This window comes from Alteribacter populi (genome assembly GCF_002352765.1).
Taxonomy (GTDB): Bacteria; Bacillota; Bacilli; order Bacillales; family Salisediminibacteriaceae; genus Alteribacter; species Alteribacter populi.
Genome location: NZ_KZ293963.1, coordinates 1287502 through 1314405 on the forward strand (window position 1 = coordinate 1287502; position 26904 = coordinate 1314405).

Below are 26904 nucleotides of genomic sequence, written 5' to 3' on the forward strand. Positions count from 1 at the left end.
CCACCCGATATTAACTAACTTAAAAGTAAGCATAGTCGAAAAAAGCGAGATGTAGAAACAGGTAATTCACAGAAGAAATCGCATGGATTTTCACTACGAAAAGAAATTAGATGCGATTTTTCTCCCGTCCTTTTGCATCACTCTTCAGGCAGGTCGCGTACGAATGTTTCCAAAAACAGTCGGAAAAATTCACTGTAATCCATTTCTAAAGCAATTAATTGTTTTTTTTCCGCCTCTTCAGGCTTTTCCTCCTCAGGGATTAACCCATAGTTTGGCCGGAAATCAGCAATGCTCTCCCCCCGGCCTGGTCCAGTGCTTGTTTCAATATATACTTCCCGCTCAATCATCGTGAACATCTCAGGGTTTGTTAAATACATAAGCGGTACTATATCATGGATCAATGCTCCATTTAACCCTGGTATAAACTCCTGATAAACCTCATTGTAGAAACTAAACATTAACTGAATCGGCTCCTTAATCGATTCCACTGGCGAGTTCTCAATAATATAGTCAATCATCTCTGGTGAAACAAGTGCTTCTCCGGTTACATCTAAAGGAAACACATGCGTTTCGATGTTTTCAAATACAAATTTTGAGGCAACAGGATCTCCATAAAAATTAGCCTCCGCAGCTGGCGTTACATTGCCCGGTACAAGAAAAGCGCCACCCATGATATAGTAATCTTTCACTTGCTCCATTTTCTGTTTTCCAAGCATGTACGCCACCATTAATCCTGTATTTCTGCCAATTTCAACTACAGATACATCATCATATAAATCAAACACTTCATAAAGATCCGTAAAATTCGTTAACTGATACCCTAAACCTTCTGGCTCAAAATCGCCTAAACCCTCGACACCGTGGATTTCCGGATAAAACTCGACATAAACATCAGAAACCGGTTGATTAGCCCCTCCATAAATAGGGATATCCACGTCTAATATATTTAAAATTGTTGCAATATTCCTCGTGGCTATTTCGACTTCAATGTTTCCGTAACCGGCTACAATGCCGACTACATTAATGTCTGGATGCAAGACACTATACATAATTGCAAAAGCATCATCTACACCTGGGTCTGCAAATAAAAGGACATTTTTCAAAGAACTCATTCCTTTTCCTCATTTTTCATAAAAGCCAGATTTCCCACTCATAATTAGTTATGTTAGGCATTCATGTAATGTTCCACTTTATGTAAACTTGTTAACCATTCATTCGCTTCGAAAACCGAATCCTGCTCTCAAATTTTTAGTCTTATCACGAGTTCCTATAGGAGATCGCTATACTAAAGTGCTGAGCGACCGGGATCTAAACTTTTAAATGATTATCCCCTTTGCTCAGAATTATGAAGGCATCAGCCATGTTTAATGTTTCACTTTTAATTATGGCTCTTTTCGTATGTATTGTTGCTTTTAATCTTCGCAGCTGAAGCCTCTCCTTCATAATAGGGTTCAAAGTGAAGCTAGTGAACGGCTTTACACCAGTCAAATTAAGGGAGAATCGGGGTTATATGGAGCGCTTTATCGTGTAATTTGCTCTTGAGTTGAATATATTTAAGGTAGTAAAGCTTTGAATGGGAGTGAGTTTAAAAGTGAAACCTAATGTATTTTTAATTATGGTAGATCAAATACGGGGGCTATACAGATGGGAAGCGGTTGTTTGTAGGGGTAAAACCGCGTTCGACATTGAGCCACGTATTGTCGAGGGCAAATCATGAATAGTGTGCGTCCAAAAAGGTGGGCTAATAAAGCCAGAAAGGACGTGTGGAAGCTGTGAAAAGGGATGAACTCCGAATAATAGATATTGTGAGTATGTCATTAGCTCAGAAATGATTCATACTTCATCAATGTGATGAATTTACAAAGCACTATACAAGCGAAGGAAATACACGTAGACTCCAGCGGGAAAGCGAAGACGTTGAGACCCCACAGTGAGCGCACTTTGCGAACGAGGAGGCTCAGCGCGAGCCCGCGGAAAGCGTAGTGTATTTCCGAAGCGGTAGGTTATGTCGCAGTTTATATATTTTGTGTCATGAACAACAATCTTTTAGAAAACAGCCTTACTTATAAAGGCCCGAAGACACCACGACACTTCTGCGGAAGTATAATATGCTTCTCATATGAATGATTTCTGAGATAATGACATACTCATAAACTTTTAAATTACAAAAGGGACTGATCTAGTAACGATCAGTCCCTGTTTTACCTTTTTATTACTCTACTAAATTGATAAAGATGCCATCAGCATCTGGTTTTTCTTCAATATATCCTGTTTCATGTAACCATTCGATCGTCTCTTGCCATGATTCTTCAAACTGGCTTCCGAAAGGTTCGCCCTCATCTTCCATTTTTGCTAATAAAATGTCGAGGCTTTTTTCTTCTACTTCTCGAATGAGCGGGAAGTTTTCCTGGTCCTCATGACTAAAGAGAATATCGAGGCTTTCATCTGGGTTTTCTTTCATAAATTCATAAGCTTTTTGAGCGGCGCTCCAAAAGGATTGAATGACAGGTTTATTTTCTTCTAAGTGATCTTCATTCGTTACCATCACTAATTCATAAAAGCTTGGAACTCCGTAATCTGTTGGATTAAAGGAATTGACATGATGCTCCTGGTGCTCTAGTACCGGTACTTCATGGTTAATATAAGCCCCGATAACCGCATCGACTCTTTCAGTGACAATAGAGGAACCAAGATCGAAACCGACATCAATCAACTCGACTTGATCAATGTCTCCCCCATCTTCAGTGACCATCGTTTGTAATAGAGGCTCATTTACCGGAATTCCCGGATACCCAACTTGTTTTCCCTCTAAATCTCGTGGTGATTGAATGTCCTCGCCTTCTAAATGAATAATATGATTAAGAGGGGACCGGACAATCGCTGCTACCGAGACTACTGGAATGTTCTCGTTGCGAGCAGTAATGACATCTGGCTGGTAGGTAATGCCTAATGTCACTTCCCCTGTCGCTGCTAAGTTGATCGGATCTGTCGGGTTGGTTGGAAAAATAATATCCACATCCAGCCCTTCTTCTTCAAAATAACCCTTTTCATCTGCTACATATAAATAGCTATGAACAGCATTAGGATACCAATCGAGCATAATTTCTACTTCTTGTAAGTCTTCAGATTCCTTTGCTGCACTGTTTTCTTCCCCACTATTACAGCCTGCCATCATAACAAGCATCATCAGGAAGGTCGCTTTCATCGCTAATTTCATGACTGGTCTCTCCATTTTGTTGTTATTTTTTCAATGACTTTTATAAGTAAAAAGAGCAAAATACCTAAAATCGATAAGAGAACAATTGGCGCAAAGACACCTGCGCCATCCATTTGCGTCATCATTCTTCTACTAAAGTAGCCAAGTCCTGCACTCGCTCCGAGCCATTCTCCAATCGCTGCGCCAATCACACTCAGCGTAACGGCTACTTTTAAGCCTGAATAAAAATACGGGAGGGAAGATGGGACTTTTACCTTGAAAAAAATTTGTCGTGAATTAGCTCCCATCGTTCGTAATAAATCCTGCAATTCTTTGCTCGTCGAACGCAGGCCGTCAAAGGTACTGACTGTAATCGGAAAAAAGGTAATTAACACCGTGACCGCAACCTTACTCCATATTGAATAGCCAAACCAAAGCACAAAGATCGGTGCTAGAGCGATAATTGGAATCGTTTGCGAGGCAATGACAAACGGAAAAAAAGTGCGTTCCGCGAGAGGGCTACGGCTCATTAATACGGCTAAGCCTACTCCGACGATGACAGATATGCCAAGCCCGATGACAATCACTTGTAACGTAGCAGGCAAATGGACCGATAGAAGAACCTCTTTTAACTCCCAAAGCTTTTGGATAATCCCGATCGGTGAAGGAAGTACATAAGGCTTATCATAAAGCCTAGCCCCCACTTCCCAACCAACGAGAAGGACAAGGGCTAACATAACGGCGCTTCCATAGCGAAACGTTTCGTTGATGATTTTTTTCATTGTAAACGATCCTTCGTTTTCATCTTGTTGAATAGCTCTTGTTTTAGCTCCATAAACAGAGGGTGACTGCGGTCTACTTCTTTTCGGGGACGGTTTATGGGCACTTTTCTCTCATGAATCTCTTTTTGACTAGGTGAATCGGTTAACATTAAGATGCGATCGGAAAGAAAAATCGCTTCTTCTATGTCATGCGTAATAAAAATAATCGTCTTTTGCCATGTATGCCATTGTTCTAAAAGCCATTCTTGCATCATAAACCGCGTCATCGAATCTAATGCGCTAAACGGTTCATCCAGTAGGAGAATGTCGTTTCCCCCGAGGATCGCCCGTAAAAAGGATACACGCTGCCTCATCCCACCAGAAAGCTGATGAGGATAGAAGTCTTCTGTACCCTCAAGCCCAAATTTCTTCATATGCTCTTTTACTTTTACCACGCCTTCTTTTTTATCCATCCCTTTGATCTCTAGTGGAAGGAGTCCATTTTCTAAAACCGTTCGCCAAGGAAGCAGTAAACCTTGCTGGGGCATGTATCCGATTTTTCCGAGACGATCCTTTTCTTCCTCATTATGAATCGTAATCCTTCCGCTTTGAGGCTGTTCAAGCCCTGCTGCTAGGCGGAAAAAGGTAGACTTTCCCGCCCCGCTTGGACCTAGAATTGACACAAATTCTTTTTCATAAATGGAGAGATTGATGTCCTGAAAAATGGGAGCGTGTTTTTTTCCATGAGAATAACCAAATGTGACCTTCTCAAAGGTTAAGTGAGAGACAGACTGATTTTCCATTACTTCATTTCCCCTTCACTTATTCTCCAGGCCATGTTTTTTGGTGATAGGACATATCCCAAAACATGTATTCAAATCGGGTCGTATTTAAAAAGATTTCTTCTAGATGCTGTAATTCATGTTCTGGCTTCCCTTCTGCCAGCTGGTCCAATAGATGAATCGTCCAGTCTGTCAGCTCGTGAAACTCTTCCCCTGAATACATTTTGATCCATTCCCCGTAATAGTCATGGTCTCTTGCGCCTGGTCTTTCATCTAGTGCTTTCCCGATTTCAGCATAGCTCCACATGCAAGGAAGTAGGCTAGCAACAAGCTCTGCTAACCCACCGTTATTACCAACATGAAGCATATAGTGAGTATAGGCCAACGTGGTTGGAGCAGGTTCGGCTGATTCAAGCTCTTCCTCTGATATTCCAAATTCCTTAGCATACTGTCGGTGAAGTGCCATCTCCATGTTTAATGTTGAGTCTAAAAGCTTAGCAAACTCTCCCATCGTCTTTACGTCTTTCGCCTTCATAGATCCGATCGCAAAGAGCTTGGCATATTCGATTAAATACAAATAATCCTGAATCATAAAAAAACGAAATTTCTCTTTATCTAACGTTCCATCTCCAATGCCTTGCACAAATGGGTGATCATGATTTTTTTGCCATATCGGTTTCACATTTTCATATAAACGCTGACTAAACTTCATTTCTCTCATCCTCTCTTTTTGTATGACACCACTCATAAATAAAGGTGATCATGACTTTTGTAAAATCAACTAGCTGCTGAATTGACACAGATTCATTGACGCCGTGAGCATTATGTAAATCACCAGGCCCATAAATGAGCGTCGGAATTCCTGCATCTCCGAGCCAGCCTCCATCCGTAACCGTAGGCGACATACTTATTTCGGGCTTTTGCTTTAACACCTCGGAATGAGCGTTAGTTAAAGATTTTACCGCGTCACCTTTAGAATCGATGCTTAGTGAAGGAAAGATTTCTCCTTTGTCTTCAATCATCGACTTTCCGCCCCACTTAAAAGTCGGTGGATGCTCTCTTAACCACGGATCGCCTTGAGCCACATTTAAAAGGTGATCTTCTACCTCCTTAGCAATATCGTCGTGATTTTCATCGGGATAAAAATGAACCGTCATCCAAAGACTGCATTCATCTGCAACGAAAGCTGCATGTCTTCCTCCTTCGATCACTGCTGGATTGATCGTATTCATCCCAGCTGGAAAGCCAGGATACGATTTTGTAACAGCCCAATGCTGCTCTAACTCCTTGAGACCTTGAATGAGCTTTACCATTTTTTCGATGGCACTTGCTGCATTAAGTCCGCCTCCTGCATGAATCATGTTTCGGCGCGTTGCATCATGATAAGTTTTCGGGCTTTTCACAGTGACCCACCCCGTGATTACGCCCCCTTGTCCTTGGATATGTAAATCACTCGTATCCACGACGACAGCTGCATCAGCGGTATAGCCTTTTTCACAACATTCTAATGTTCCTGCTTCACCAACCTCCTCCCCAATAACCGATTGGAAAATGAGATCACCGGGCAGGTCGATTCCACTCTCTCGTAGAAGCTTGATTGCAAACAACGCACCAGCAAGCCCCCCTTTCATATCAGCGGTTCCCCGTCCATAAAGTCTTCCGTTTTTTACATGAGGAGTAAAAGGATCTTTTTCCCAGCCTTCTTCTTGTTTCTCAACCTCGGCAACATCGATATGCCCGTTGACGATCAAACTTTTGTAGTTTTTAGAATCGTTACCTTTTAGCGTTCCAACAACATTAGGGTCATCGGGAAAAACGTCCCATTGCTCAATATCAAATCCGAGCTCTTTTAATTGCCCCGCGATAAACAATTGTGCTTCTTTCGTGTTTCGGGCAGGCGGACTCGGAGTTGGGAAACGAACCAATTGTTTCACTGAGTCTATTAATTCCTCTTGTCTTTCATCCATTTGCGCGAACAGTTGGTTTAGCTGCTCATTCATTTCAATTCTCCTTTCAATCCACTACGTATCTGGACAGAACAAAAGCGCAAGCGCCTTGGTCACGAGCGACAAGCATTTTCGACCGGCAGATTGAAGCCTCTTTCTGGCTTCTTCTGACAGGCTAAAATGACCTCGTAGCTGGCTCTTCCTCTGCTAGTAATGCTCCGATGTGTATCCGTCGAGACAACCCGCAGCTTATTCACGTAGTAATGCTTGTCGCTGGAGCTAGACATTGAAGCGTAGGTTTTTATGCTTTGCTTAACACATAAAAAAACCACTCTAGCTAAGAGTGGCAGTGTATGTAGAACAAAGAACCGACTAGTGGCGTACATATAATATACCTCGCCAGTGATTTCAATTGCTCACACCACTTCCCTACGCTAGTATTATCTAGTTCAGGTAAAAATAGGGTTAAGACAACGTCTCTCTCAGCCTAAAAAGCACCCCTAGTGGACTTCTATGAAATTCGTATTACACACAAGATACCATACATGACTTAAAATGAAAACTACGACTTGAGTATGAAAAACAAAAAAATGCACCGGGTTTCATCATTCACATGACCGGTGCATTCCCTTATTTCTCACTATGATAAGTAATCAATGTATTCTCGACATTCATTAAATGATCAAGCATGGCTTGATTTGCTTTTACAGGATCTTTAGATTCAATTGATCGATAAATACGTTCATGTTCAAGTTGGAGGCATTTGAATTCTTGTTTTTGTGAAAATAGACTAATCCTTCTACTTTCAAACATCGTTTTGCCAAGTGTATCCGATAATTGCTGCATCATATCGATTAAAAGATTATTCCCTGTCGCATCAGCTAGCGCAAGGTGGAATTGCACATCTGATTTCTCACCGAGATCTTCATTTCCTGCAGCCTTTTCCATTTCCAAAAGTGCCTCTTTCATTTCTTTTAAATGAGCATCTGTACGGTTCTCCGCCGCAAGACTAGCGGCACCTACTTCGATAATCTTCCGAACTTGAAACAACTCGAGCATCTCTTTTTTTGAAATAATTCGCTCAACCGAAACAGGAACAATGAGGTTTGAGAAATCATATTTGTTAACAAAGGTTCCTTCGCCTTGTCTAATTGTGATTAATCCAACCGCCTTCAAGGCACTTAATGCTTCTCTTACTGCTGAACGGCTTACGTTAAATTCTTTCGCCAATTTTTCAACGGAATCTAGCTTCTCACCTGGTTTCACATCACCTTTACGAATCATTTCTTCAAGTTGTTCACGAATCACTTCCGAAATTTTTTTCGTTTCCACATGTTTAAATGCCATCGCTTGCACCTCGTTCATATCAGTTAGCTCAATTATAACATAACCCGATAAGCCCCCCGAAGTCGGAGGAAACCTGTAAAAGTCGAAAGCAAATCCCAATACGAAGACCAGCAGTGATCCACTGCCGGTCTCATGTTATTTATCCTCTACTAAAATATAACAAGCTCGGATTGGGCCATGGACGCCAACGACTAAATTCATTTCAATATCGGCGCTATTACTTGGACCGGAGATGAAATTAATGCAAGAAGGAACTCGCTTTCCCTCAGCTTCTGCCATTTTGTGAATGGCTGTTGTCGCTTGCGTCATTCTAGGAACTAGGGTGCTTTTTGGAATAATGGCAATGTAATACGTAGGCAGCAAGCTAACCGAACGGCCTTTTCCTTTATCGCTTAATAAGACAACCGTTCCGGACTCGGCTAATGTGTAATCAGCAAAGGTAATCCCAATATCTGCACGCTCAGCAATCTCAATTGAATGGTTTTCTTCATGCGTCTCCCATACATCGACTTGTTCACGTTGTTGAAAATTACTTAACCCATATTCTGCAAACCTCGGATCATCCCACGTGACGACAGAATGAGCTTGATAGTCCTCAAGTACTTGATCAATAGTCGCCTCAAGTCCATCCCCGGTCGTCTCTATAAAATCAGTGTGAATCGCTTGACATTGATTTTTCAAAACGGAAACGAGCTCATCAAATGTATAGTTTTTCATTACTTCAAGGTGAGGCATATGGCGAAATTTGGGTCGAACCACTCCTGATGTGCGACGCGACCGCCCAAGTTTTTCTGCCACATTATTGAGAAATGTTTCGCGATGTTGAATCATGACTCGTTCCCTCCTTTCCACTTTTACGAGATTTGAACCAATCTCTGAATCTCTCTTTTTTACTTTCCGGAAAATCTCGCGTATCCGTCCATGACTTTAATGGTCCTGGTCCATTTTTAATTGAACCCTCCTTTGTAAAGGGTGACAGCATCAATGGAGCTGTGCGTGTGCTCATATTAAAAAGTGAAGGTGAGCTTGCTACAAGGCCAAACCCTTTCATCGCAAGCGTTTCAGAAAGCGTTGTTTTCTTTTGTTCAGCAATGTTTCGCCGGTGTTTTACTAACAGCTCATGTAGCGGAATCTTTACTGGACAAGCGTCGGTACATGCGGCACAAAGGCTTGATGCATAGGAGAGTTCCTTATGATCATCGTAGCCTTCAAGTAACGGCGTTAAAACCGCCCCAATTGGACCTGGATAAATGGAGCCGTACGAATGCCCACCAACATGTCGATACACCGGACAAACGTTGATGCAAGCCGCACACCTTATACAATGTAGGGCTGATTGAAACTCGGTGCCAAGAATCTTCGAACGTCCATTATCAACAATAACAAGGTGAAATTCATCTGGACCATCAACGTCCCCCTCTTCTTTTGCTCCGGTCAGGCCTGTAATATAGCTCGTGAGCTTCTGACCTACTGCACTCCGACAGAGCATGCTGACTAAAATGTCAAGCTCTTCCCATGTCGGAACTACACGCTCCATTCCCATCACTGTGATCTGCGTGTTTGGTAAAGTCGTTGCAAGCCTCGCATTGCCTTCATTCGTAACGAGAGAAATGCTCCCAGATTCAGCCACAGCAAAGTTACACCCTGTTACCCCAATATCTGCTTCTAGAAATTCCTTACGCAGCTGCTCTCTCGCAAAATGAGTGAGTTCTTCAGGGTTAGATGATTTCGTATAGTTTTTTCTCTCTTTAAAGGTGTCACGAATTTGCTCTTTGTTTTTATGAAGCGCAGGGGCTACGATATGAGAGGGTGGGTCATGATCATCGATTTGAAGAATGTACTCGCCAAGATCGGACTCAATCACTTCACAGCCAGCACTCTCTAATGCTTGGTTCATGCTGATTTCTTCGGTTACCATTGATTTTGACTTGATCACTTTTTTAGCGTTCTTCTTTTTCGCGACTTCCTTAATGTAGGCGTTCGCTTCTTCTGCTGTTTCCGCAAAGAAAACAGATCCCCCATTCTTGCTGACATTTTCACTTAGCTGATGCAAATAGTAATCAATGTTCTCAAGTGTGTGTGTACGAATTTCTTCTGAAAGATTACGCCACTCTTCCCAATTTCCAAGCTCGTCTTCAGCTTTTGATTTCGCCTTTTTTAGTCGTTCCTGAGCAGATGTGACCGCTTGCCTCATAAAGGTATCCTTCAATCCTTTTTCTACCCGATTATCAAAGCTTCGGTCTCCGATTTGCATTGGCATTGTCCATTCACCCCTTCTTGACTACTTCTTGGCTATTTAATACTTGTGCAATATGCATCATTTTAATCGGCTTCCCATTTCGCTCAATTCGACCACCAATGTTCATCAAACAACCACAATCCGCTCCGATCAATACTTCTGCTTTCGTTTCTTCAATATGCCTTACTTTTTCATCAACCATTTGTTCAGAGATCGGTGCCATTTTAACTGCAAACGTTCCTCCAAACCCACAACAGGCCTCGCAGTTCGGCAATGTCTCAAGATTTAATCCGTCTACTTTTCCTAATAGTTTAAAAGGAGCTTCTGTTTCTTTAAGTAATCGACTCATGTGACAAGACGTATGATACGTTGCATTGGTGTTTAAGGTGGCATCGACTTTCTCTACTTTTAAAACATGAACGAGAAACTGCGTAAACTCATAGGTTTTATTCATAAGTTCTTCGGCACGCTTTTCCCACTCCGGCTCTTCATTTAAAAGGTTGGGATATTCATGAATCATTGCTGCACAAGACCCTGATGGCATCACCACGTAATCAGAATGCTCAAAAGTCTCAATCATATGCTTTGCTACTTTTTTTGTATCCTTGTGATAGCCACTATTAAACGCTGGCTGACCACAACATGTTTGTTTCTCTGGAAAGTCTACCTCACACCCTAATCTCTCTAGTACTTCAACCGTATCCTTGCCGACTCCTGGATAAAATACATCTGCTAGACATGTTATAAATAATGAAACCTTCACCTCAATCACCCTCCTACTTCCTCTTCTTTCTGTCTCTCCATTGTTGTTTCCTCTTTACGAATTCCTTTTACAATGATTGATATGATGATGACTAGCACTACTGCCGCCATCAAGGTTCCGATATTCAACCCGATTCCGTTAATCGCGATATATCCTATGGCTCCTGCAAAAAAGACATAATAAAACGTGGGAATTAACATCTTTCTAATTAGCGTCCCTTCTCGACCAACAAGACCTGCTGTAGCAGAAGCTGCAACTACATTATGAACACAGATCATATTTCCCGCTGCTCCACCGACCGCTTGTAAGGCTACAATTGTTGCTGGGTTGATTCCCACATTTTCAGCCGTACCAAATTGGAACATGGAGAACATCATGTTACTAATCGTGTTACTTCCTGCAACAAAGGCGCCTAGAGCACCAACCGATGAGGCAACTACTGGCCAGTTTTCTCCCATAATGGCTGACATCCCCTCAGCGAGAACTAATGGCATACTCGTATACCCGGTCTCATTTACACCTGAGTTAATAAACACCTGTACCATTGGCACTGCAAATAATAAAGCCGGGGCAGCTCTGATAATCATACTTGTAGTATTTTTCGCGGCCTGACCGTAATTGGTCACATTCATTTTGTATAAGAAATACCCTAAGATCGACATCAGCACCATAATGAAGCCTGGTAAAAAAAGTGGTGTGCTTGTAATCGAGATCGAGGTACCAAACACTTCTTCAACGGTAATATGCGCCTTTTGCAACCAATCGCCAAACGGAAGAGAATTTAATCGAGTAATGACGAGTAAAACGGCCATTATGATGTACGGAAACCACGCTTTAAATGGATGAATCACCGAATGTGTTAACTGGTTAGCTGATAATGTACCTGTCCACTCTGGGTCCCATTTTGATGAATGTTCAAAATCCCACGTGCGCTTAGGCATAAATAACCCTTTTTTTGCAGCAGGTACAACAATGGCAAGGCCTATTAACCCGCCAAATAAAGAAGGGAACTCTGGTCCAAGAATGTTAGCAACAAGAGCAAACGGAATCGTAAAGGCAAGACCGGCAAATAAAGCAAACTTCCACACTTCACACCCCGCCTTAATCGACTTCTCTTTTCCAAAGAAATACGTTAGCATCGTAACCATAATGAGCGGGATGAAAAGCCCGATAATTCCATGAAAAATCGCCACCTGGCCCCCGATCATGTTAATATACGACTCAAAGCTTAAGCCCAGTGAGGTTGCTGCATCTGTTACATTTGTCGAGCCCGTTAATCCTGACTGAACGCCAATTAATATAGGTGTCCCCACAGCCCCGTACGATACTGGTGTCGACTGGATAATTAATGCCACCATAACCGCTGCCATTGCCGGAAAACCAATCGCCACTAGTAGCGGAGCCAAAACCGCTGCTGGCGTTCCCCAACCAGAGGCCCCTTCAATAAACGAACCAAACAACCAACAAATGATAATCGCTTGGACACGTCGATCAGGTGAAATATCAATGAACCCTTGGCGTATCGTTTGAATCGCACCACTTTCTTTTAACGTATTCAGCATAAGCACCGCACCAAATACGATGAACAACACTTCAAGAGCCGTTACGACACCTTTCGTACTCGCGGCAGCCACATGATTTAATGGCACTTCCCAAATGAATAATGCCAATATAACCGTCACAATAAACGCAATCGGCATCGCTCGTTTAGCTGGCCATCTAAAAATGACTAAAAATAATAGGACTGTAAAAATCGGAATGAGTGCAAAAACAGACAGCCACCCTAATCCCATACTGTTCCCTCCCCTTTATACCATATCATGATCATACGGTCATCAGATGACCTTATGTAAGTGCTTTCAATTCTAGCTGAAGTTATTAGAATTTTCAAGAGATATTTTCGCGGGACAGGGGGACAGGTCCGTCGTCCCGGAAACAACGCGAGGAACAAATGTATGACTTGAAACCCTGTCCCACCCTTACATTAACAGGGGTATACTGGCACTCTTTTATCTTATTCATTCAGTTTAATCAGAAATAGATAAAGGGAGTATTGACCAGAAAGGAGACTGAAAAGCGATCTATACAGGAAGAGGTTTTACATAAGGCTGTTCCCTCGCCATCAATCGAAGCTGCTTTAATTTCTCTGTTTTAAAAGCCGGTCATCTCTCTTTCATTTCATACAACTTTTTACCATATATACTCCTGATCTAAAGCCTTCCGCCCTTTCAGACCGATACTGGTAATTTTCGAAGACAAATGGAAAGCTTCTTTTTTATTGGGATAAACAATAACGAATTTTTTCGATAAGATGCAAAAAACGAGGATTTTTCAAAAGATATATAAACGAGGATATTTTAATATTACGGCAAAAACGCCGCTCGCATTCAAGCTCATGCCACATATCACTTAATTCGATCAATAACACTTTTCGAGATTCCGGTAACCCGTGCAATTTGACGGATGGATACCCCCTTCAGTTTTTTCAGCTTGCTCAAAACAGCATTTCGGTTTATCCTCTCCATCTGCTGGAGCATACTGTTGCTTATGACTCCTACCGTACGAAGATATTCCCTGACCTGGTCATCGGAAAGCCTTGTTTTCTCGTTTATATCCAAACATTGCTCATCATTTTCTTCCTGCATATAAATGATAAACCGACTCAAGGCCATTTTTCTATCCCGAGAAAATAAATTTAAACCCCTGTCTATATCAGTAATATCCGCTTTCCGCACGTACTCATGAATACTTGTCCACCTGCTATCCCAAACCCTCCTTACCAAACCCGCCTTGAGAGGGTTCTGGTGAATATATCTCAGAACCGTTATGAAATATTTCTCACTCTCCACGTTCTCACTGTTAAACCGCTCCTGAAACAAATGGCCGCATCGGTCATACTTCATGTTGTACCAATACACATAACTAGAGCTTAATCTCTTCATAAAATCCGAGATGCTCTCCTTTGTTTCCTTCACCAACAAGTGTACATGGTTATCCATTAAACAGTAGCCATAAAGGTCCATGCAGCTTTTCTTCTTGTATATTGCAAGTGTCTGTAAAAACTTTATCTTATCCTCATCATCTTCAAAAATAGTCTGGCGGTTAATACCGCGAAACACGATATGATAGACTCCGGTGCTGCTTTTCTTTCTTGCTTTTCTGGGCAAATAACCATCACCTCTAACAATTTCTTTGCATAATAATACGGAAAATTAAGAAAAAATGGTGGGAAGTATAAGAAGGGAACATCAAGCAAATGAAACGAAGGTTTTTTTAAAAAGAAAAGGTCATGGAGACTAATAGGGGAACAAAAAAGCAGGAAGGTTCAATAAAAAACTGTATCACTCCTAAAAAATATATTCCACATAACTCCGAAGAATCCTTCAAGAAAATGAAAACTCAAAAGAGGGACAGGGTACCTGTCCCTCTGTCCCACCTTTTTCCCCCTCCCTCAAAGCTGTAATTCTGCTCGGCGTTGGACAATTTGGAGTCGCACAAAAAAGCCAATTGCTGCACATGTCAGCCCTAATGTAATTCCAATCCAAAGACCGAACGGCCCCAACCATGTAAAGGCAGCGAGGCAATAGCCTGTAGGGATACCAATTAACCAATAGGAAGTAAACGCTGTAATAAACGGGACTTTCACATCTTTATAGCCTCTTAGTACACCTTGCAAACCCGATTGTGCCGCATCGGATAGTTGATAAACAATCGCAATGATAATGAATTGCCCTGCCATCAAAACGACTTCCCTATCATCTGTATAAAGGTAGGCAATCTGCTCTCTGAAAAAGTAAAGAAAAATGGCTCCAACTGCTAAAATGCCGATACCACCAAACACGCCAAGACGGCCGTATTGCTTGGCGGCCTGTATTTTTCCACCTCCTACGGAAAACCCTACGACGATTGTTAACGCCATCGAGATGCTTAATGGGATCATAAAGATTAACGTTGTAAAGCTTAGAGCAACTTGGTGTGCTGCAATCGTAATCGTCGTAAACATCATCCCCATAAGTAGTGTTACGACTGAAAAAATACTCGACTCAAAGAATATCGAAAGGCCAATTGGAACGCCGATCGAAAGCTGCTCCTTCCATGTTTTCCATGATGGCTTTACCCACTTTACAAAAATTTGGTAATGTTTCAGTGTCGATACCCTAAAGGTCATATAAATGCTAAATAAGAGGATAATCCAATACGTCGCTGCGGTTGCATAACCAGCGCCAATTCCTCCTAGCGCGGGCAATCCAAAGTTGCCGAAAATAAAGCCGTAGTTCAGTAAAACATTAAACGGAACGGCTAGTACAGTAATAATCATCGTTATTCGCGTGAATCCCTGTCCATCAAAGAAATTCCTTAACACACTTGCCAAAAACAAAGGAATGATTCCTAATGATAGGCCAATCAAATAATGAAAGGAAATATGATTCACTGCCTCTGTTAAATTCATAAACGAGAGAATGGGCTCGAGTAAAAATACGCCACTTATCACAACAGTAAAAGCGAGGGCCATTGCTAAATACAGAGATTGGGTAACAGCTTCAGAAATTTTATCCCTCCGTCCACTGCCTATCAACTGAGCAACAATGGTTGTCACCGCTAACAGTATGCCGTTGATCCCAGTAAAGACCGGCATCCATAGACTCGAACCGATGGCAACACCTGCTAAATCGTTCGTCCCCACTCTCCCGGACATCAAAGTATCGACCAAGTTCATAGCGAACAAACTTACTTGAGTGACCATGATTGGCCATAAAATCTTTAAAAATAAACTCATTTTCTCTTTGCGACTTTCTACATGTTTCATTATTTTCACCTAAATTTTATATTATTGTTCACTAACCCGGAAGCCTTTAATATAGCGAAACCATCGAATGATAACAACATCACCTAGTAATCTTACAATATTTTCGTCAAAGTGTCCCCATGTTTGCTTTAGGTGGGACGGGGGGACAGGTACACCGTCCCAGCAATAACGTTGTAACGTAGCACATTGCTCCGGCAAAAATGAGTATGTTTTGTTCAAATTAGACCGTGAAAATATCAATCCTTAGCACGCTAATTATACAGTTATACATCTGACTTAATTTGAAAATCACAACCTGAATTATCGTGGAAATTTACATTCTAACAATTTCTTTGCATAAAAATACCAAGATTCAGGAAAAGGGCGGAACGTTGAAGAGGGAAACTTAAACAAGGGACGTATAAATTTAAAGAAAAAATATCATCGAGACTTTTTAATCGGAGGGACAAAAAGACAGGAATGTTCCATAAAAACTGCGGAAAAGAGGGACGAGGTACCTGTCCCTCTGTCCCATGGAATCCAGTGTCGCGGATACTTCCATATTGCAAAGATGTTTCTTTTCGCTACGTATGTGAAGTTGAACAATTTGAATTTGATACGAAAAAAAGCATTCAGTGTGTTAATGAACTGAAATACCGCGATCATAACTTCACTTTCGATTTTACGATTACGGGAGTCGATGCTCGTTCGTTTCCATTTGAGACCTTTAGGAAATTAACGAGTGAAGTACTTCGAATTGAAAACCAACAAGTACTCATGCTCGGACACCCACAAGGTGAATATGAATTTCGAAAAACAATAACAAACTATTTATATGAATCTCGTGGTGTGCAATGCTCTCCTAGTCAAATCATTCTCGGGTCGGGGACACAATCTTTGACCAAGCTATTATTCCAATTGTTAAGTGGTAATATATTTGCTGTGGAAAACCCCGGCTACCACCAAAAGCTTGTTTCATTTGAAAAAGAGATAGATGAAGTAAAAAGGATTCCTCTTGATCGCGATGGCATCATTATTCAGGAGTTAGAAGAAAGTGATTCGAATGTCGTGTTTGTCTCCCCGTCTCATCAATTTCCGTGCGGGATGATTATGCCAATTTCTAGACGAATGCAATTATTAAAGTGGGCGGCGAAGAAGGAAGGTAAGAAGACGACTACGATAGTGAGTTTCGTTATTCAGGAAAGCCGATTCCAGCACTTCAAGGGCTAGATACGAACGAAAAGGTTATCTATATGAGTACATTTTCAAAAGCTTTGCTTCCATCGTTACGCATAAGCTACATGGTTCTTCCAAAACAACTCATTAAAGCTTTTCAAAAAGATTATTTCTTTTATACCCAGAGCGTTTCACGTTTCGATCAAGATATTGTCAGGAAATTTATCCAGGAAGGGTATTGGGAGAAGCATATCAATAAAATGAGAGTTGTGTATAAAAAGAAGCGAGATGTCCTCGTTTCGGCCATGACATCACACTTTCCTAAATCTGTCGAAATCATTGGCCAAGATTCAGGCTTACATTTATTAATACGGATCCATAATGGTATGTCAGAACAGGAACTTATTCAGGAGGCAGCAGCATATAGTGTAAAAGTCTATGCCATTTCCGAATATGGAAAAACCGACAACAAAACGGTATTACTCGGCTTTGCTAGCTTATCTGAAGATGAAATTCAAAATGCTGTACGATTATTAGCAAAGGCATGGTTTCAATGAAGAAAGTCAATTAGATTGAATAAAATGTTGTGGGTGACAGCTCCCTTCTATGTTAATATGCCCCTAACCCTTTTTATAAAAGGTTAGGGGCTCTAAGTCATTTGTTCAAAGTAAGTATATTCACTTTTATTGATAAGCATATATTATTTTCTTGTAAGCTCGATTTTTTTGTCTTTTTTACACTGACTCCATCTTCTATATGAAGATCTGTCCTACAAGGTCAATTTCACGGCCTGGTCCGATGATGACTTCCTTTCCTCTGACTATATTTGCTGCGTGTGTGTTCTAAATAAACCTTCAATGGTGTGGGACTCCAACTAATTGTGACTTTTGAAAACATTAGGTAATTGGAAAATAATGTGGAATTGCTCTATTTGCTCTTTGTCAGCTAGCACACCTGTTAGTGAAAAATAAGTTCTATGTTTTTTAACGGAGAAAAAAAACTCCCCCTACCATACAGCAAGGTTCCCAAAAAACTAGTCTCCAAAACGTCGAATAAGAATCTAAGCCAAATCCTAAAATATTTAACGTACTTAAAGATCACCGGGAATTTTTTTAATCGGAGGGACAAAAAGACAGGAGTGTTCCATAAAAACTGTATTACACCTAATATTTCACATAACTACGAAGAATCCTTCAATAATATGAAATGGAAAAGTGGGACGAGGTACCTGTCCCTCTGTCCCATTCCTGTCCCTCTGTCCCATTTATTGTGTTTTCGCAAGCCAATTTTGTAGTTCATTTAAATATTGTACTGGTTTTTCAAGCATCCCCATATGTGAGGTATCTGTTTTTACCTTTGTCACTTGAGGTGAAGAGGATACAAACGCCTTTTCCATCATGTCTTTTTTTCCTTCTATGAATAATAGAGGGATTTGTGTGTGATTGATTGTGTTCACTTGATCAGGCCGTTCCTTCATAGCAAAGGTAGCGGCAATCGCTCCTTCAACTGTTGTTTGGTCTGCATGATTATAGGCTTCTTCTAGATTTTTAGGATCATAATCAAAGCCAAAATAAAGCGGGATACGCTTTTGCACCAACGCAGCTAACCCTTCTGATTTAATGGTTTCAACATGTTGATCTCGTTGTTGCCTTTCTTTTGGAGTATCAGCTCTAGGTGAAGAATAAACAAATGCAGCCCGTTTAACATACTTTGGGTATTTTTCTAAAGCGGCCATTGTAATATAACCTCCCATAGAATGACCAACCCAAGTACCGCTCTTAACATTTAAAGATGCGAGCAGTTCAATGATTTTCTCTGCAAAGTCATATACCGTTTTTTCACCTGTAAACGATGATTTCCCATGCCCTGGCAAATCAACAGCGATCACATCGTAGTGCTTTGTTAATTTTGAGATCACTTTATCATAAACACGGTTTGTGCTTAAAAATCCATGGATTAAAACAAGAGATTCGCCAGTGCCCTTACGATAGTAGTGCAGCAAAAGAAATCACCTTTCTTTACTAAAGGCTGTTTTGGTAATGTTTGTTGCGCGTTATTTGTCGAATCGTCGATATCCGAGCTATTTGGCGCTAATATTTTACTCAAATCAATACTTTGTTTGTTTTTTTTGGCGTGATCTTCAACTTGAGTAGTTGAAAGGCTAGTACGCTAAAAATATGTCTAAGTACATTGTTCACATTATTTACGTGAGATATCCGGTTACACTTGCATTTCCAATAGTTCGCTTTTACATGTCATGATAATTTTCATCATCAAGGCTACACTAAGCGAAAATGAAGTATGGAGGTATTGAAGTGAGTCGCAAAAAAGAAAACTATACTGACTTTTCCAATGTCGAAACATATAAAAACTTTTTGACAGCAGAAGAATATCCAGAAGGTCCGTATGGCTCTCCACGAGGAAAAACTGACACAGTCGAAAATAAAAGTTCACCCTGGGAGCCTGGCCAGCAATATTATAGTAATTTAACTTATGAAAACCGAAACTTGCACCAAAACCTTCCGAGGAAGTTCCCAGGCGCTCACCAAACACATGATGACAAAGATAAAGATACGGAAGATCCATACAAAAATGCTCCGACTAGACCATCTTAGACAAATGGGATTTGACTGGCGTTTTTAGAACGGTAAAAATAAGGATCTCGATCAATAAATAGCCCATAAAATATTCAAAACTTTTATAAATCCATTACTCTGTCTTTAACCTCTTGCATGGCAAGGGGTTTTTTATCATTTTCTCTTGCACAATCTTTAATAGAATTTGTCGAAAAATCTAAATACCCTTAAATCCATTTAATTTTCAGAGTTATATAAAAGATCTGTCTACTCATTGAAGCTAAGCTACATCAACTGGAATATATAGCCGTATTTAGGCTTTAACCACGTTTGATAAAAGAGAACACAATTACTATGCTTAATTATGTTCTTTAAAAAAAACGCTAATTAAAGGAGAGGATTTTTATTACCTATGAAAAAACGCTTTATGAAAAAGGCGGTTTCTTTTCATGAAATTAAAATCTATTCCAACAGTTGAAAACGATACGTTATTTTTGACAAAGCCTACCCTGGCTGACGGGGCTGATATGTGGAACTTAGTGAATGACTCCACGTTGGATTTAAACTCTTCCTACAAATACTTAATGATGTGTGAGTTTTTCTCAGAAACTTGTGTGGTGGCAAAACAACAGGATCAATTAGTTGGTTTTATCACTGCATTTATCCCTCCTGAACAAGAAGATGTCGTCTTCATTTGGCAGGTCGGTGTTGATTCTTCCCAGCGCGGAAAAGGAGTCGCATCCAAAATGCTAGATGAGCTGATTTCAAGAAAAGCGTGTAGACACGTAAGATACCTCGAGGCAACAGTTACACCATCAAACGTTGCTTCAGAGTCCTTATTCAGGCGGTTAGCTCGCGATCATTCAACGGATTGTACGGTAACAACATGCTTCCCGGCTGAAGCGTTCCCAGAAGATGACCATGAAAGTGAGCTAACGTATCGAATCGGGCCTTTTTAGGATTTAGTATCAACTTAGTAGTTTTAAAAAAACAGTGGAGGGATTAAGAGATGACAAATAACAACTTAAGCATTTTTGAAGAATTAGAATCAAGTGTACGCAGTTATGTGAGAAGCTTTCCGGCAGTATTTACGAAAGCAAAAGGCTCTAAATTGTGGGATGCTGATGGAAAAGAGTATCTAGACTTCTTCTCAGGCGCAGGAGCGTTAAACTATGGACATAATGAACCGAAAATGAAAGAAAAGCTGGTCGATTATATTTTAAATGACGGCATCACGCATTCCCTTGACAAGGCAACTGAAGCAAAAGCCGACTTTCTCAAAAAGTTTAATGACGTCATTTTAAAACCACGCGACATGGAATATAGAATTATGTTTCCTGGCCCAACAGGTACGAACACTGTTGAAAGCGCATTAAAAATTGCCCGAAAAGTAACTGGCAGAACTGATGTGATCAGTTTTACTAGAGGGTTTCATGGCATGACCATCGGCTCTTTAGCGGTTTCAGGTAATTCAACGAAACGAAAAGGTGCAGGTGTGCCGCTTACAAACACAGTTACGATGCCATTTGACAGCTTTGTTGATGATGACGACAGCCTTGATTATCTTGAGCGCTTTTTAGAAGATAACGGAAGCGGTGTCGCGATCCCTGCTGCAATGATTTTGGAAACTGTTCAAGGGGAAGGTGGCATTAACACAGCCAGATTCGAATGGATCAAACGCATCGAAGAGATCTGTAAAAAGTGGGGAATTTTACTGATTATCGATGACGTACAAGCGGGAGTTGGACGAACAGGTACCTTCTTCTCTTTTGAACCAGCGGGGATTAACCCTGATATTGTTTGCTTATCTAAGTCGATCGGCGGATACGGCTTACCATTAGCGATCACTCTTATTAAACCTGAATTAGATAAATGGAGCCCGGGTGAGCATAACGGGACATTCAGAGGAAACAATCCCGCGTTCGTCACGGCGACTGAATCACTCAGCTATTGGGAAGACCAATCGTTTGAAAAGAGTATTCAAAAGAAGTCAGCTAAAATTACCGAATTCCTGAATGGAATAGTTAAAAAATACCCTGAATTAAAAGGCGAAGTACGAGGCCGCGGATTTATGCAAGGCATTGCCTCTCCTGTTGAAGATCTCCCGTCAAAAATTGCCGAAGAAGCGTTTAACAAAGGCTTAATTATGGAAACTTCAGGTGGTAATGACGAAGTATTCAAGCTATTCCCAGCCCTCAATATTAATGAAGAAGAATTGGAAAAAGGCTTTGACGTTATTGATGAAAGTGTGAAGACAGTACTCGCGAATCAAAAACAAGTAGCAGATTAAAGAAGACACCGTGAATTCGAACGCAGATCTTATCTTATTGAAACATAACTTATCTAGGAGGCATACAATATGAAAGTCGTTAAATTAGAAGATGTAATCAATACAGAACAAGAAATCAAAGGGAAGAACTGGACGAGTCGCCGTCTGATTCTAAAAGATACAGGCATGGGTTATTCTGTACATGATACCGTAATTAAAGCCGGAACAGAAACACACATTTGGTACCAAAACCATTTGGAAGCGGTTTATTGTATTGAAGGTGAAGGTGAAGTCGTCACGCTTAAAGACGAAAAAATCCACCCGATTTCTGCTAACACGCTGTATGCATTAGATGAGCACGATGAGCATTTATTACGTGCAACAACAGATATGCGTATGGTCTGTGTCTTTAACCCACCAATCACGGGCCAAGAAATTCACGATGAAAACGGTGTTTATCCGTTAGTAACCGAAAAAGCTTAGGAACTTAATGTAAAAAGAATCCCCCTTAAGTAGACAATCTATGTTCTACTAAAGGGGGATTTTCAGTAAGGATAGAAATTTTCTATAATATTGGAGATAGAAGTCGTGAAACTGCTTCTTTCAACTTAATCACAAATGAACGATCCCGATAGGTTTCAATTGTTAACTCCGAGCTCAATTGACTATCTTGAATGAACAATTCATGCAGCTCTTTAGCAGTATTTTCATCGTACACGACCGCATTGACTTCAAAATTTAACCTAAAGCTCCGAGGATCAATGTTCGTTGTACCTACAGAAGCCACCTCTTGATCAACGACAATCATTTTCGCATGCATAAAACCGTTCTCATAGAGCAATATATTTGCACCATATTTTAATAACTCTCCGGCATAAGCCCAAGTAGCCCAATACACAAAAGGGTGATCGGGTTTATTTGGAATCATAATTCGAACATCCACACCTGATAATAACGCAATTTTACAAGCGTCCATAAAGCTTGAATCAGGAATAAAATAGGGTGTTTGAATAAATACACTCTCTTTGGCAGACATGATGAGTTTAATATACATATTTTTCAGGTGCTCTGTTTGAGAATTAGGGCCGCTGGCTACGATTTGAACTGGACTCGTCCCAGAATGCTTCTCTGCTCGATATTCAAACTGCTCAATTTGAACTCTTTTTTGCTTCGTTGCTTGATGCCAGTCTAAAATAAACCGGGCTTGAATATCATCGACAGCTCCCCCGATAATCCGAAAATGGGTATCTCGCCAGTAACCAAACTTTTTATTAAGTCCCAAATATTCATCCCCAAAATTAAATCCACCAATGAACGCAACCTCGCCATCAATGATGCAAAGTTTCCGGTGGTTTCGATTGTTTATTCGGAAGTTAACGAGTTTAAGGGTTGATGGAAAAAAAACTTCGACTTCCCCACCGTAGGAGATGAGCTCTTTAAAAAAAGAAGACGACATCCTTCTTGAACCTATTTCATCATAAAGAATGCGAACTTTGACACCTTCCTTTGCTTTTTTTGTAAGCTCATCACGTAACTTTTCTCCTAATGAATCGCGTTGTATAATATAATACTGAATATTTATTTCCTTTTTCGCTTCTTTAATATCCCGAAATAGGGTAGCAAACTTTTTATGACCATCACTTAATATGTCAATGTTATTATCCGTTGATATTAAGGAGTTCGATGAGGTTAAGTTCATCAGGAGTAATTTTGAATGCTTATTTAACACGTCATTTTTTTGATAATCATCGCCTTCTTTTAACTTACTGATTTGTTCATTTACAGCTGACTTAAGATGATCTCTTTCTTCAGCCGACAAGTTATAAAAATTTTTTTGCTTTAATTGTCGACCTAAGAAAAGATAAACGATAAAACCAACGATCGGTATAAAAAATAAGATCAAAAGCCAAGCCCACGTAGATCCGATATCTCTTCTTTCAATAAAGACAACAACCGCTGCAAGGAGAATATTAATGACCGTTACGAAAGCTAGTACAAATGTGATGATGCTATACGTTTCCATAAATTAGACTCCTTTATCGCTGTATCCAACTTCAGTTTACCCTTCTCCCACATACTCTACATCCATTTTTGTAAGTAATGCTAGTTTAACATAATAATAAAAGAGTGAAACACCCGACTACCTACGAAATTGTTCACGAGAGAAAAACGCTTTTACTTTTTCATCGAGCAGGTTGTTTGAAAAGAGATAATAGCGCTTGAAGCTAGATGACACTCCAACTTTAATAATGAATTTCACTAGCTGCAAAATCGCCATCAATGTACTAGCCACATAAGTGAGTGCAGCTGAGTTTAAGACTTTGCCAATTCCTTTTTCTTCACGATTTGAAATCATCCCTAAATCTAACAGCTTGTTCTTCGCTCTTCTACTCGCGTCAAATTCAACAGGAAGGGTGACGACTTGAAATAAAACAGCTCCAGCAAATAAAACAATCCCCACCCCGATTAAATTTGTTAGCCCTAATAAGAACCCTCCGATAAACAGCATCGGCGCTAGCTGAGAGCCAATATTAGCAAGCGGAAATAAACGATGACGTAAAACAAGCATCGCGTAATTCGAATCATCTTGGATCGCATGGCCTCTCTTCATGGGCCGCAACTGCCAAAGAAGATATTGAATTCCCTTGATAAACAGCATCTGATAAGCGAACTGTTTTGGCTCTTGGATCATAATGATCGGAAAGTGCGCCATTTCGTGAATGCTCTACTTTCACATGTGCAAGACCTTCCTGGTCAAGTAGTTGACGTGCCGCCTTTGCACCAGTCAATCCGGACGATGCCAGGACGTTCGACCATTGTTGAAAATTTCCTTTTACCTTTGACTGAGCCCATAACGCTAGGCCTAAAGCGAAAAAAATTAAGAAATCCATAGGGTGAAATAGCATAGTATAATCAAGTTTTCCTTTTCACAAGTTCCTATATTATTAAAATGAGATGAGTTTGTGATTTTTCTAGTGCTGTTCATGCATCGTTGTTGCTGGCTTTGGCACCTTGAATTCGTAACCATTAACACTTGCGCTTGGCTCTCCTACACAGCTCGGCATCTACACCTTTGAGCTTCAGCTTAACCATGATTTGCTTGACCGACTTTCGATTCCGTTTGAATTTAATACAATTGTCTTTTTGTACACTGGATTCAATCAGCAAATACTCCACCTCTCCCTTTACATCAGGTTGTTCTCTAACCCTAATTGAATTATAAATGAATCGTGTGAACTGAATATGAACTTCGTTTATTTAAAGAAAAAAGACTGCAAACATTTACGTTCACAGTCTTCATCACCTTTTCTTATTTTTTTACCGAAATGTTTATCATAAAAGTCGATCCAACGCCCTCTTCACTTACGACATCAATTAAACAACCGTGAATCGTTAAGATCTTTTTAACAATGGATAAACCAAGGCCATTCCCCTGAACGGTACGGCTTCGCGCTTTGTCGACTTTGTAAAACCGTTCAAAAAGATGCGGGATAGCGTCTTTAGGAATTCCTTTACCGGTGTCTTTAATCGTAACCTTCACCTCATCAGCGTCTCGGCTTAAGTATATTTCGATTTCCCCGTTTAAGCTTGAGTATTTAATCGCATTGGTCATTAAGTTTAACCACACTTGGTCTAATAAATCTTGATCGGCAAAAACCTCTATTGACTCGAGATCTAAGTGGATTTGCAAACTTTTCTTTTTCCATTGCGGCTCCGTTGCAACGACCGTCCTTCTTAGTTGTTCATCAAGCCTGTACGTCACAGGGTGATAGGGATGCTGCTCTGAATCAAGGGATGCCAGTCTTAGTAGGTTTTCGCTTAGTCTAGACAGTCTTTCTGTCTCTTGATAAATGATATCCAAATATTCGTGTTGATCCTTTTTAGGAATCACATCATCTCTGATCGCTTTTGTAAAGCCTCTAATCGACGTTAGCGGTGACTGAATTTCATGGGACACATTACTGACAAAGTCTTCGCGCATGTTATCAATTTGCTCTAGCTCAGTTGCCATATGATTAAAACTTGTAATGAGTTCACCAACCTCATCCTTCTTCTTACTCTTTAACCGAACAGAGAAGTTTCCTTTCGCCATTTCCTTGGCAGCATTCGTAAGCTCTTTTATCGGGTATTTTTGGATCACTTACTCCAGCCACTCATCGACAAGCTCACGGTTTTCCTCAATCCAATTTGTTGCACCTTCCTGCTCGCCGTTATCGTTAATTTCAGCCATTAGACTACCTAGAGAATCATCATCCATTTCCCAGTTGTTCATCCACTCGATGATTTCTGGGTGATCATCTGAAAAGCCCGTTCTAGTCATATAATAAATATCATCAGGATCCCCGTAGACATTTTGCGGATCGTCTAAGTATTTTAAGTCGTATTCTGAAAATACCCAGTGTGGACTCCACAAAGTAACAACAACTGGCTCTTCATTGTTATAAGCCTGTGACATTTCCGCGATCATCGCGGGGTCAGAACTTGTCACTAAGTCTAACTCTAAGTCGTACTCATCTACGGCTTCTTCAGACATTTGCGTTAAGCTGGCGCCTGGGTCAATACCAACAATGCGACCGTCCAATTCATCTTGTATATCATTTAAGTCTTCAATGCTGTCGATATCCATATATTCCGGGACAACTAAACCGAGCCCAGTATTTTCGTACCAAATGTCATGCATTTCTACATTATCTTCATATTGATCCATCAACGGCTCATCTGTGTGGGGCAGCCATACTTCAGGAGCAATATCAAGTTCTCCTCTTGTGATCCCAACCCAAACAGGCGCTTTATCCATTGCTTGAATGTCAACCTCATACCCTTCCTCTTCTAATAAAACTTTCCACATGTTCGAGACAGCAATGTTCTCAGCCCAGTTGTTTCGTCCGATGACAATCTCACCTTTATCCGCTGTTTCTTCATCGACTTCGTCCCCTGTGTCTCCTGTATCTCCTGTATCCTCAGGTGGTGGATCTCCTCCGTTACAAGCTGCTGCGACTATAAATAATGTACAAGAAAGCAGTGCTAACCAAGTACGTGTAAGTTTCATTATCTAACACCTC

The 26904-nt window shown here is 40.7% G+C and carries 21 protein-coding genes, 2 pseudogenes and 1 riboswitch; of the genes and pseudogenes, 5 read left to right on the forward strand and 18 right to left on the reverse strand.

What is annotated here, in order from left to right:
• Positions 1-137 precede the first annotated feature (137 nt).
• The 13 genes from CDZ94_RS06315 to CDZ94_RS06375 form a co-directional block, all read right to left on the reverse strand.
• A complete protein-coding gene (locus CDZ94_RS06315; protein ID WP_096435666.1) occupies positions 138-1112 on the reverse strand; it encodes a nucleoside hydrolase in 975 nt (324 codons plus the stop codon).
• Between the two features lie 1100 nt (positions 1113-2212).
• Positions 2213-3217, reverse strand: coding sequence for an ABC transporter substrate-binding protein (locus tag CDZ94_RS06320; protein WP_232735728.1), 1005 nt, complete (start codon positions 3215-3217; stop codon positions 2213-2215).
• Positions 3214-3978, reverse strand: a complete 765-nt coding sequence (locus CDZ94_RS06325; RefSeq protein ID WP_096435668.1) for an ABC transporter permease — start codon at positions 3976-3978, stop codon at positions 3214-3216. The genes CDZ94_RS06320 and CDZ94_RS06325 overlap by 4 nt, the downstream gene beginning before the upstream one ends.
• The gene (locus CDZ94_RS06330) at positions 3975-4760 is read right to left on the reverse strand and encodes an ABC transporter ATP-binding protein (protein ID WP_096435669.1); all 786 of its coding nucleotides are present in this window, start codon (positions 4758-4760) and stop codon (positions 3975-3977) included. Before CDZ94_RS06330 ends, CDZ94_RS06325 begins: the two co-directional genes overlap by 4 nt.
• Positions 4761-4779: 19 nt before the next feature.
• On the reverse strand, positions 4780-5451 hold the full coding sequence (gene tenA / locus CDZ94_RS06335; protein ID WP_096435670.1) for a thiaminase II: 672 nt from the start codon (positions 5449-5451) through the stop codon (positions 4780-4782).
• Complete coding sequence (locus CDZ94_RS06340; protein ID WP_096435671.1) at positions 5441-6739, reverse strand: acetylornithine deacetylase; 1299 nt, start codon at positions 6737-6739, stop codon at positions 5441-5443. The genes tenA and CDZ94_RS06340 overlap by 11 nt, the downstream gene beginning before the upstream one ends.
• A 355-nt stretch (positions 6740-7094) precedes the next feature.
• Positions 7095-7197: riboswitch (TPP riboswitch) on the reverse strand.
• Between the two features lie 118 nt (positions 7198-7315).
• A complete protein-coding gene (locus CDZ94_RS06345) occupies positions 7316-8032 on the reverse strand; it encodes a FadR/GntR family transcriptional regulator (RefSeq protein ID WP_096440610.1) in 717 nt (238 codons plus the stop codon).
• A gap of 135 nt (positions 8033-8167) precedes the next feature.
• Positions 8168-8863, reverse strand: coding sequence for a LutC/YkgG family protein (locus CDZ94_RS06350; RefSeq protein ID WP_096435672.1), 696 nt, complete (start codon positions 8861-8863; stop codon positions 8168-8170).
• The gene (locus CDZ94_RS06355) at positions 8832-10292 is read right to left on the reverse strand and encodes a LutB/LldF family L-lactate oxidation iron-sulfur protein (protein WP_096435673.1); all 1461 of its coding nucleotides are present in this window, start codon (positions 10290-10292) and stop codon (positions 8832-8834) included. Before CDZ94_RS06355 ends, CDZ94_RS06350 begins: the two co-directional genes overlap by 32 nt.
• Before the next feature lie 7 nt (positions 10293-10299).
• Positions 10300-11034, reverse strand: a complete 735-nt coding sequence (locus CDZ94_RS06360) for a (Fe-S)-binding protein (protein WP_096435674.1) — start codon at positions 11032-11034, stop codon at positions 10300-10302.
• A gap of 5 nt (positions 11035-11039) precedes the next feature.
• Positions 11040-12827 carry an L-lactate permease gene (locus CDZ94_RS06365; protein ID WP_096435675.1) on the reverse strand — a complete coding sequence of 596 codons (1788 nt, stop codon included), beginning with the start codon at positions 12825-12827 and terminating at the stop codon, positions 11040-11042.
• 612 nt (positions 12828-13439) lie between these two features.
• A complete protein-coding gene (locus CDZ94_RS06370; protein ID WP_096435676.1) occupies positions 13440-14201 on the reverse strand; it encodes a transposase in 762 nt (253 codons plus the stop codon).
• Positions 14202-14485: 284 nt separating this feature from the next.
• The gene (locus CDZ94_RS06375; protein WP_096435677.1) at positions 14486-15841 is read right to left on the reverse strand and encodes an MATE family efflux transporter; all 1356 of its coding nucleotides are present in this window, start codon (positions 15839-15841) and stop codon (positions 14486-14488) included.
• A 522-nt stretch (positions 15842-16363) separates the two neighbouring features.
• Between CDZ94_RS06375 and pdxR the strand changes: the two are divergent.
• Positions 16364-17553 (forward strand): annotated as a pseudogene (gene pdxR, locus CDZ94_RS06380) (MocR-like pyridoxine biosynthesis transcription factor PdxR).
• Positions 17554-18260: 707 nt separating this feature from the next.
• Here pdxR and CDZ94_RS06385 read toward each other — a convergent pair.
• Positions 18261-18998, reverse strand: coding sequence for an alpha/beta fold hydrolase (locus tag CDZ94_RS06385; protein ID WP_096435678.1), 738 nt, complete (start codon positions 18996-18998; stop codon positions 18261-18263).
• Positions 18999-19290: 292 nt separating this feature from the next.
• Here CDZ94_RS06385 and CDZ94_RS06390 point away from each other — a divergent pair, with 292 nt between their 5' ends.
• The 4 genes from CDZ94_RS06390 to CDZ94_RS06405 all read left to right on the forward strand — a co-directional run bounded on the left by CDZ94_RS06390 (position 19291) and on the right by CDZ94_RS06405 (position 22324).
• Complete coding sequence (locus CDZ94_RS06390) at positions 19291-19611, forward strand: hypothetical protein (protein ID WP_096435679.1); 321 nt, start codon at positions 19291-19293, stop codon at positions 19609-19611.
• A 410-nt stretch (positions 19612-20021) separates the two neighbouring features.
• A complete protein-coding gene (gene ectA, locus CDZ94_RS06395; protein WP_096435680.1) occupies positions 20022-20531 on the forward strand; it encodes a diaminobutyrate acetyltransferase in 510 nt (169 codons plus the stop codon).
• A gap of 50 nt (positions 20532-20581) precedes the next feature.
• Positions 20582-21862, forward strand: coding sequence for a diaminobutyrate--2-oxoglutarate transaminase (ectB, locus tag CDZ94_RS06400; protein WP_096435681.1), 1281 nt, complete (start codon positions 20582-20584; stop codon positions 21860-21862).
• 69 nt (positions 21863-21931) lie between these two features.
• Positions 21932-22324, forward strand: coding sequence for an ectoine synthase (locus CDZ94_RS06405; RefSeq protein WP_096435682.1), 393 nt, complete (start codon positions 21932-21934; stop codon positions 22322-22324).
• Positions 22325-22406: 82 nt separating this feature from the next.
• Here CDZ94_RS06405 and cls read toward each other — a convergent pair whose 3' ends face one another.
• The 4 genes and pseudogenes from cls to CDZ94_RS06425 form a co-directional block, all read right to left on the reverse strand.
• Positions 22407-23864: a cardiolipin synthase gene (cls, locus tag CDZ94_RS06410; RefSeq protein ID WP_096435683.1), complete on the reverse strand. Its 1458-nt coding sequence runs from the start codon at positions 23862-23864 to the stop codon at positions 22407-22409.
• Between the two features lie 222 nt (positions 23865-24086).
• Positions 24087-24747: pseudogene (locus CDZ94_RS06415) on the reverse strand (zinc metallopeptidase); the annotation flags it as partial.
• Between the two features lie 404 nt (positions 24748-25151).
• Positions 25152-25982, reverse strand: coding sequence for a HAMP domain-containing sensor histidine kinase (locus tag CDZ94_RS06420; protein ID WP_096435684.1), 831 nt, complete (start codon positions 25980-25982; stop codon positions 25152-25154).
• On the reverse strand, positions 25983-26891 hold the full coding sequence (locus tag CDZ94_RS06425; protein ID WP_096435685.1) for a glycine betaine ABC transporter substrate-binding protein: 909 nt from the start codon (positions 26889-26891) through the stop codon (positions 25983-25985). It abuts the gene before it with no gap.
• Positions 26892-26904: the final 13 nt, after the last annotated feature.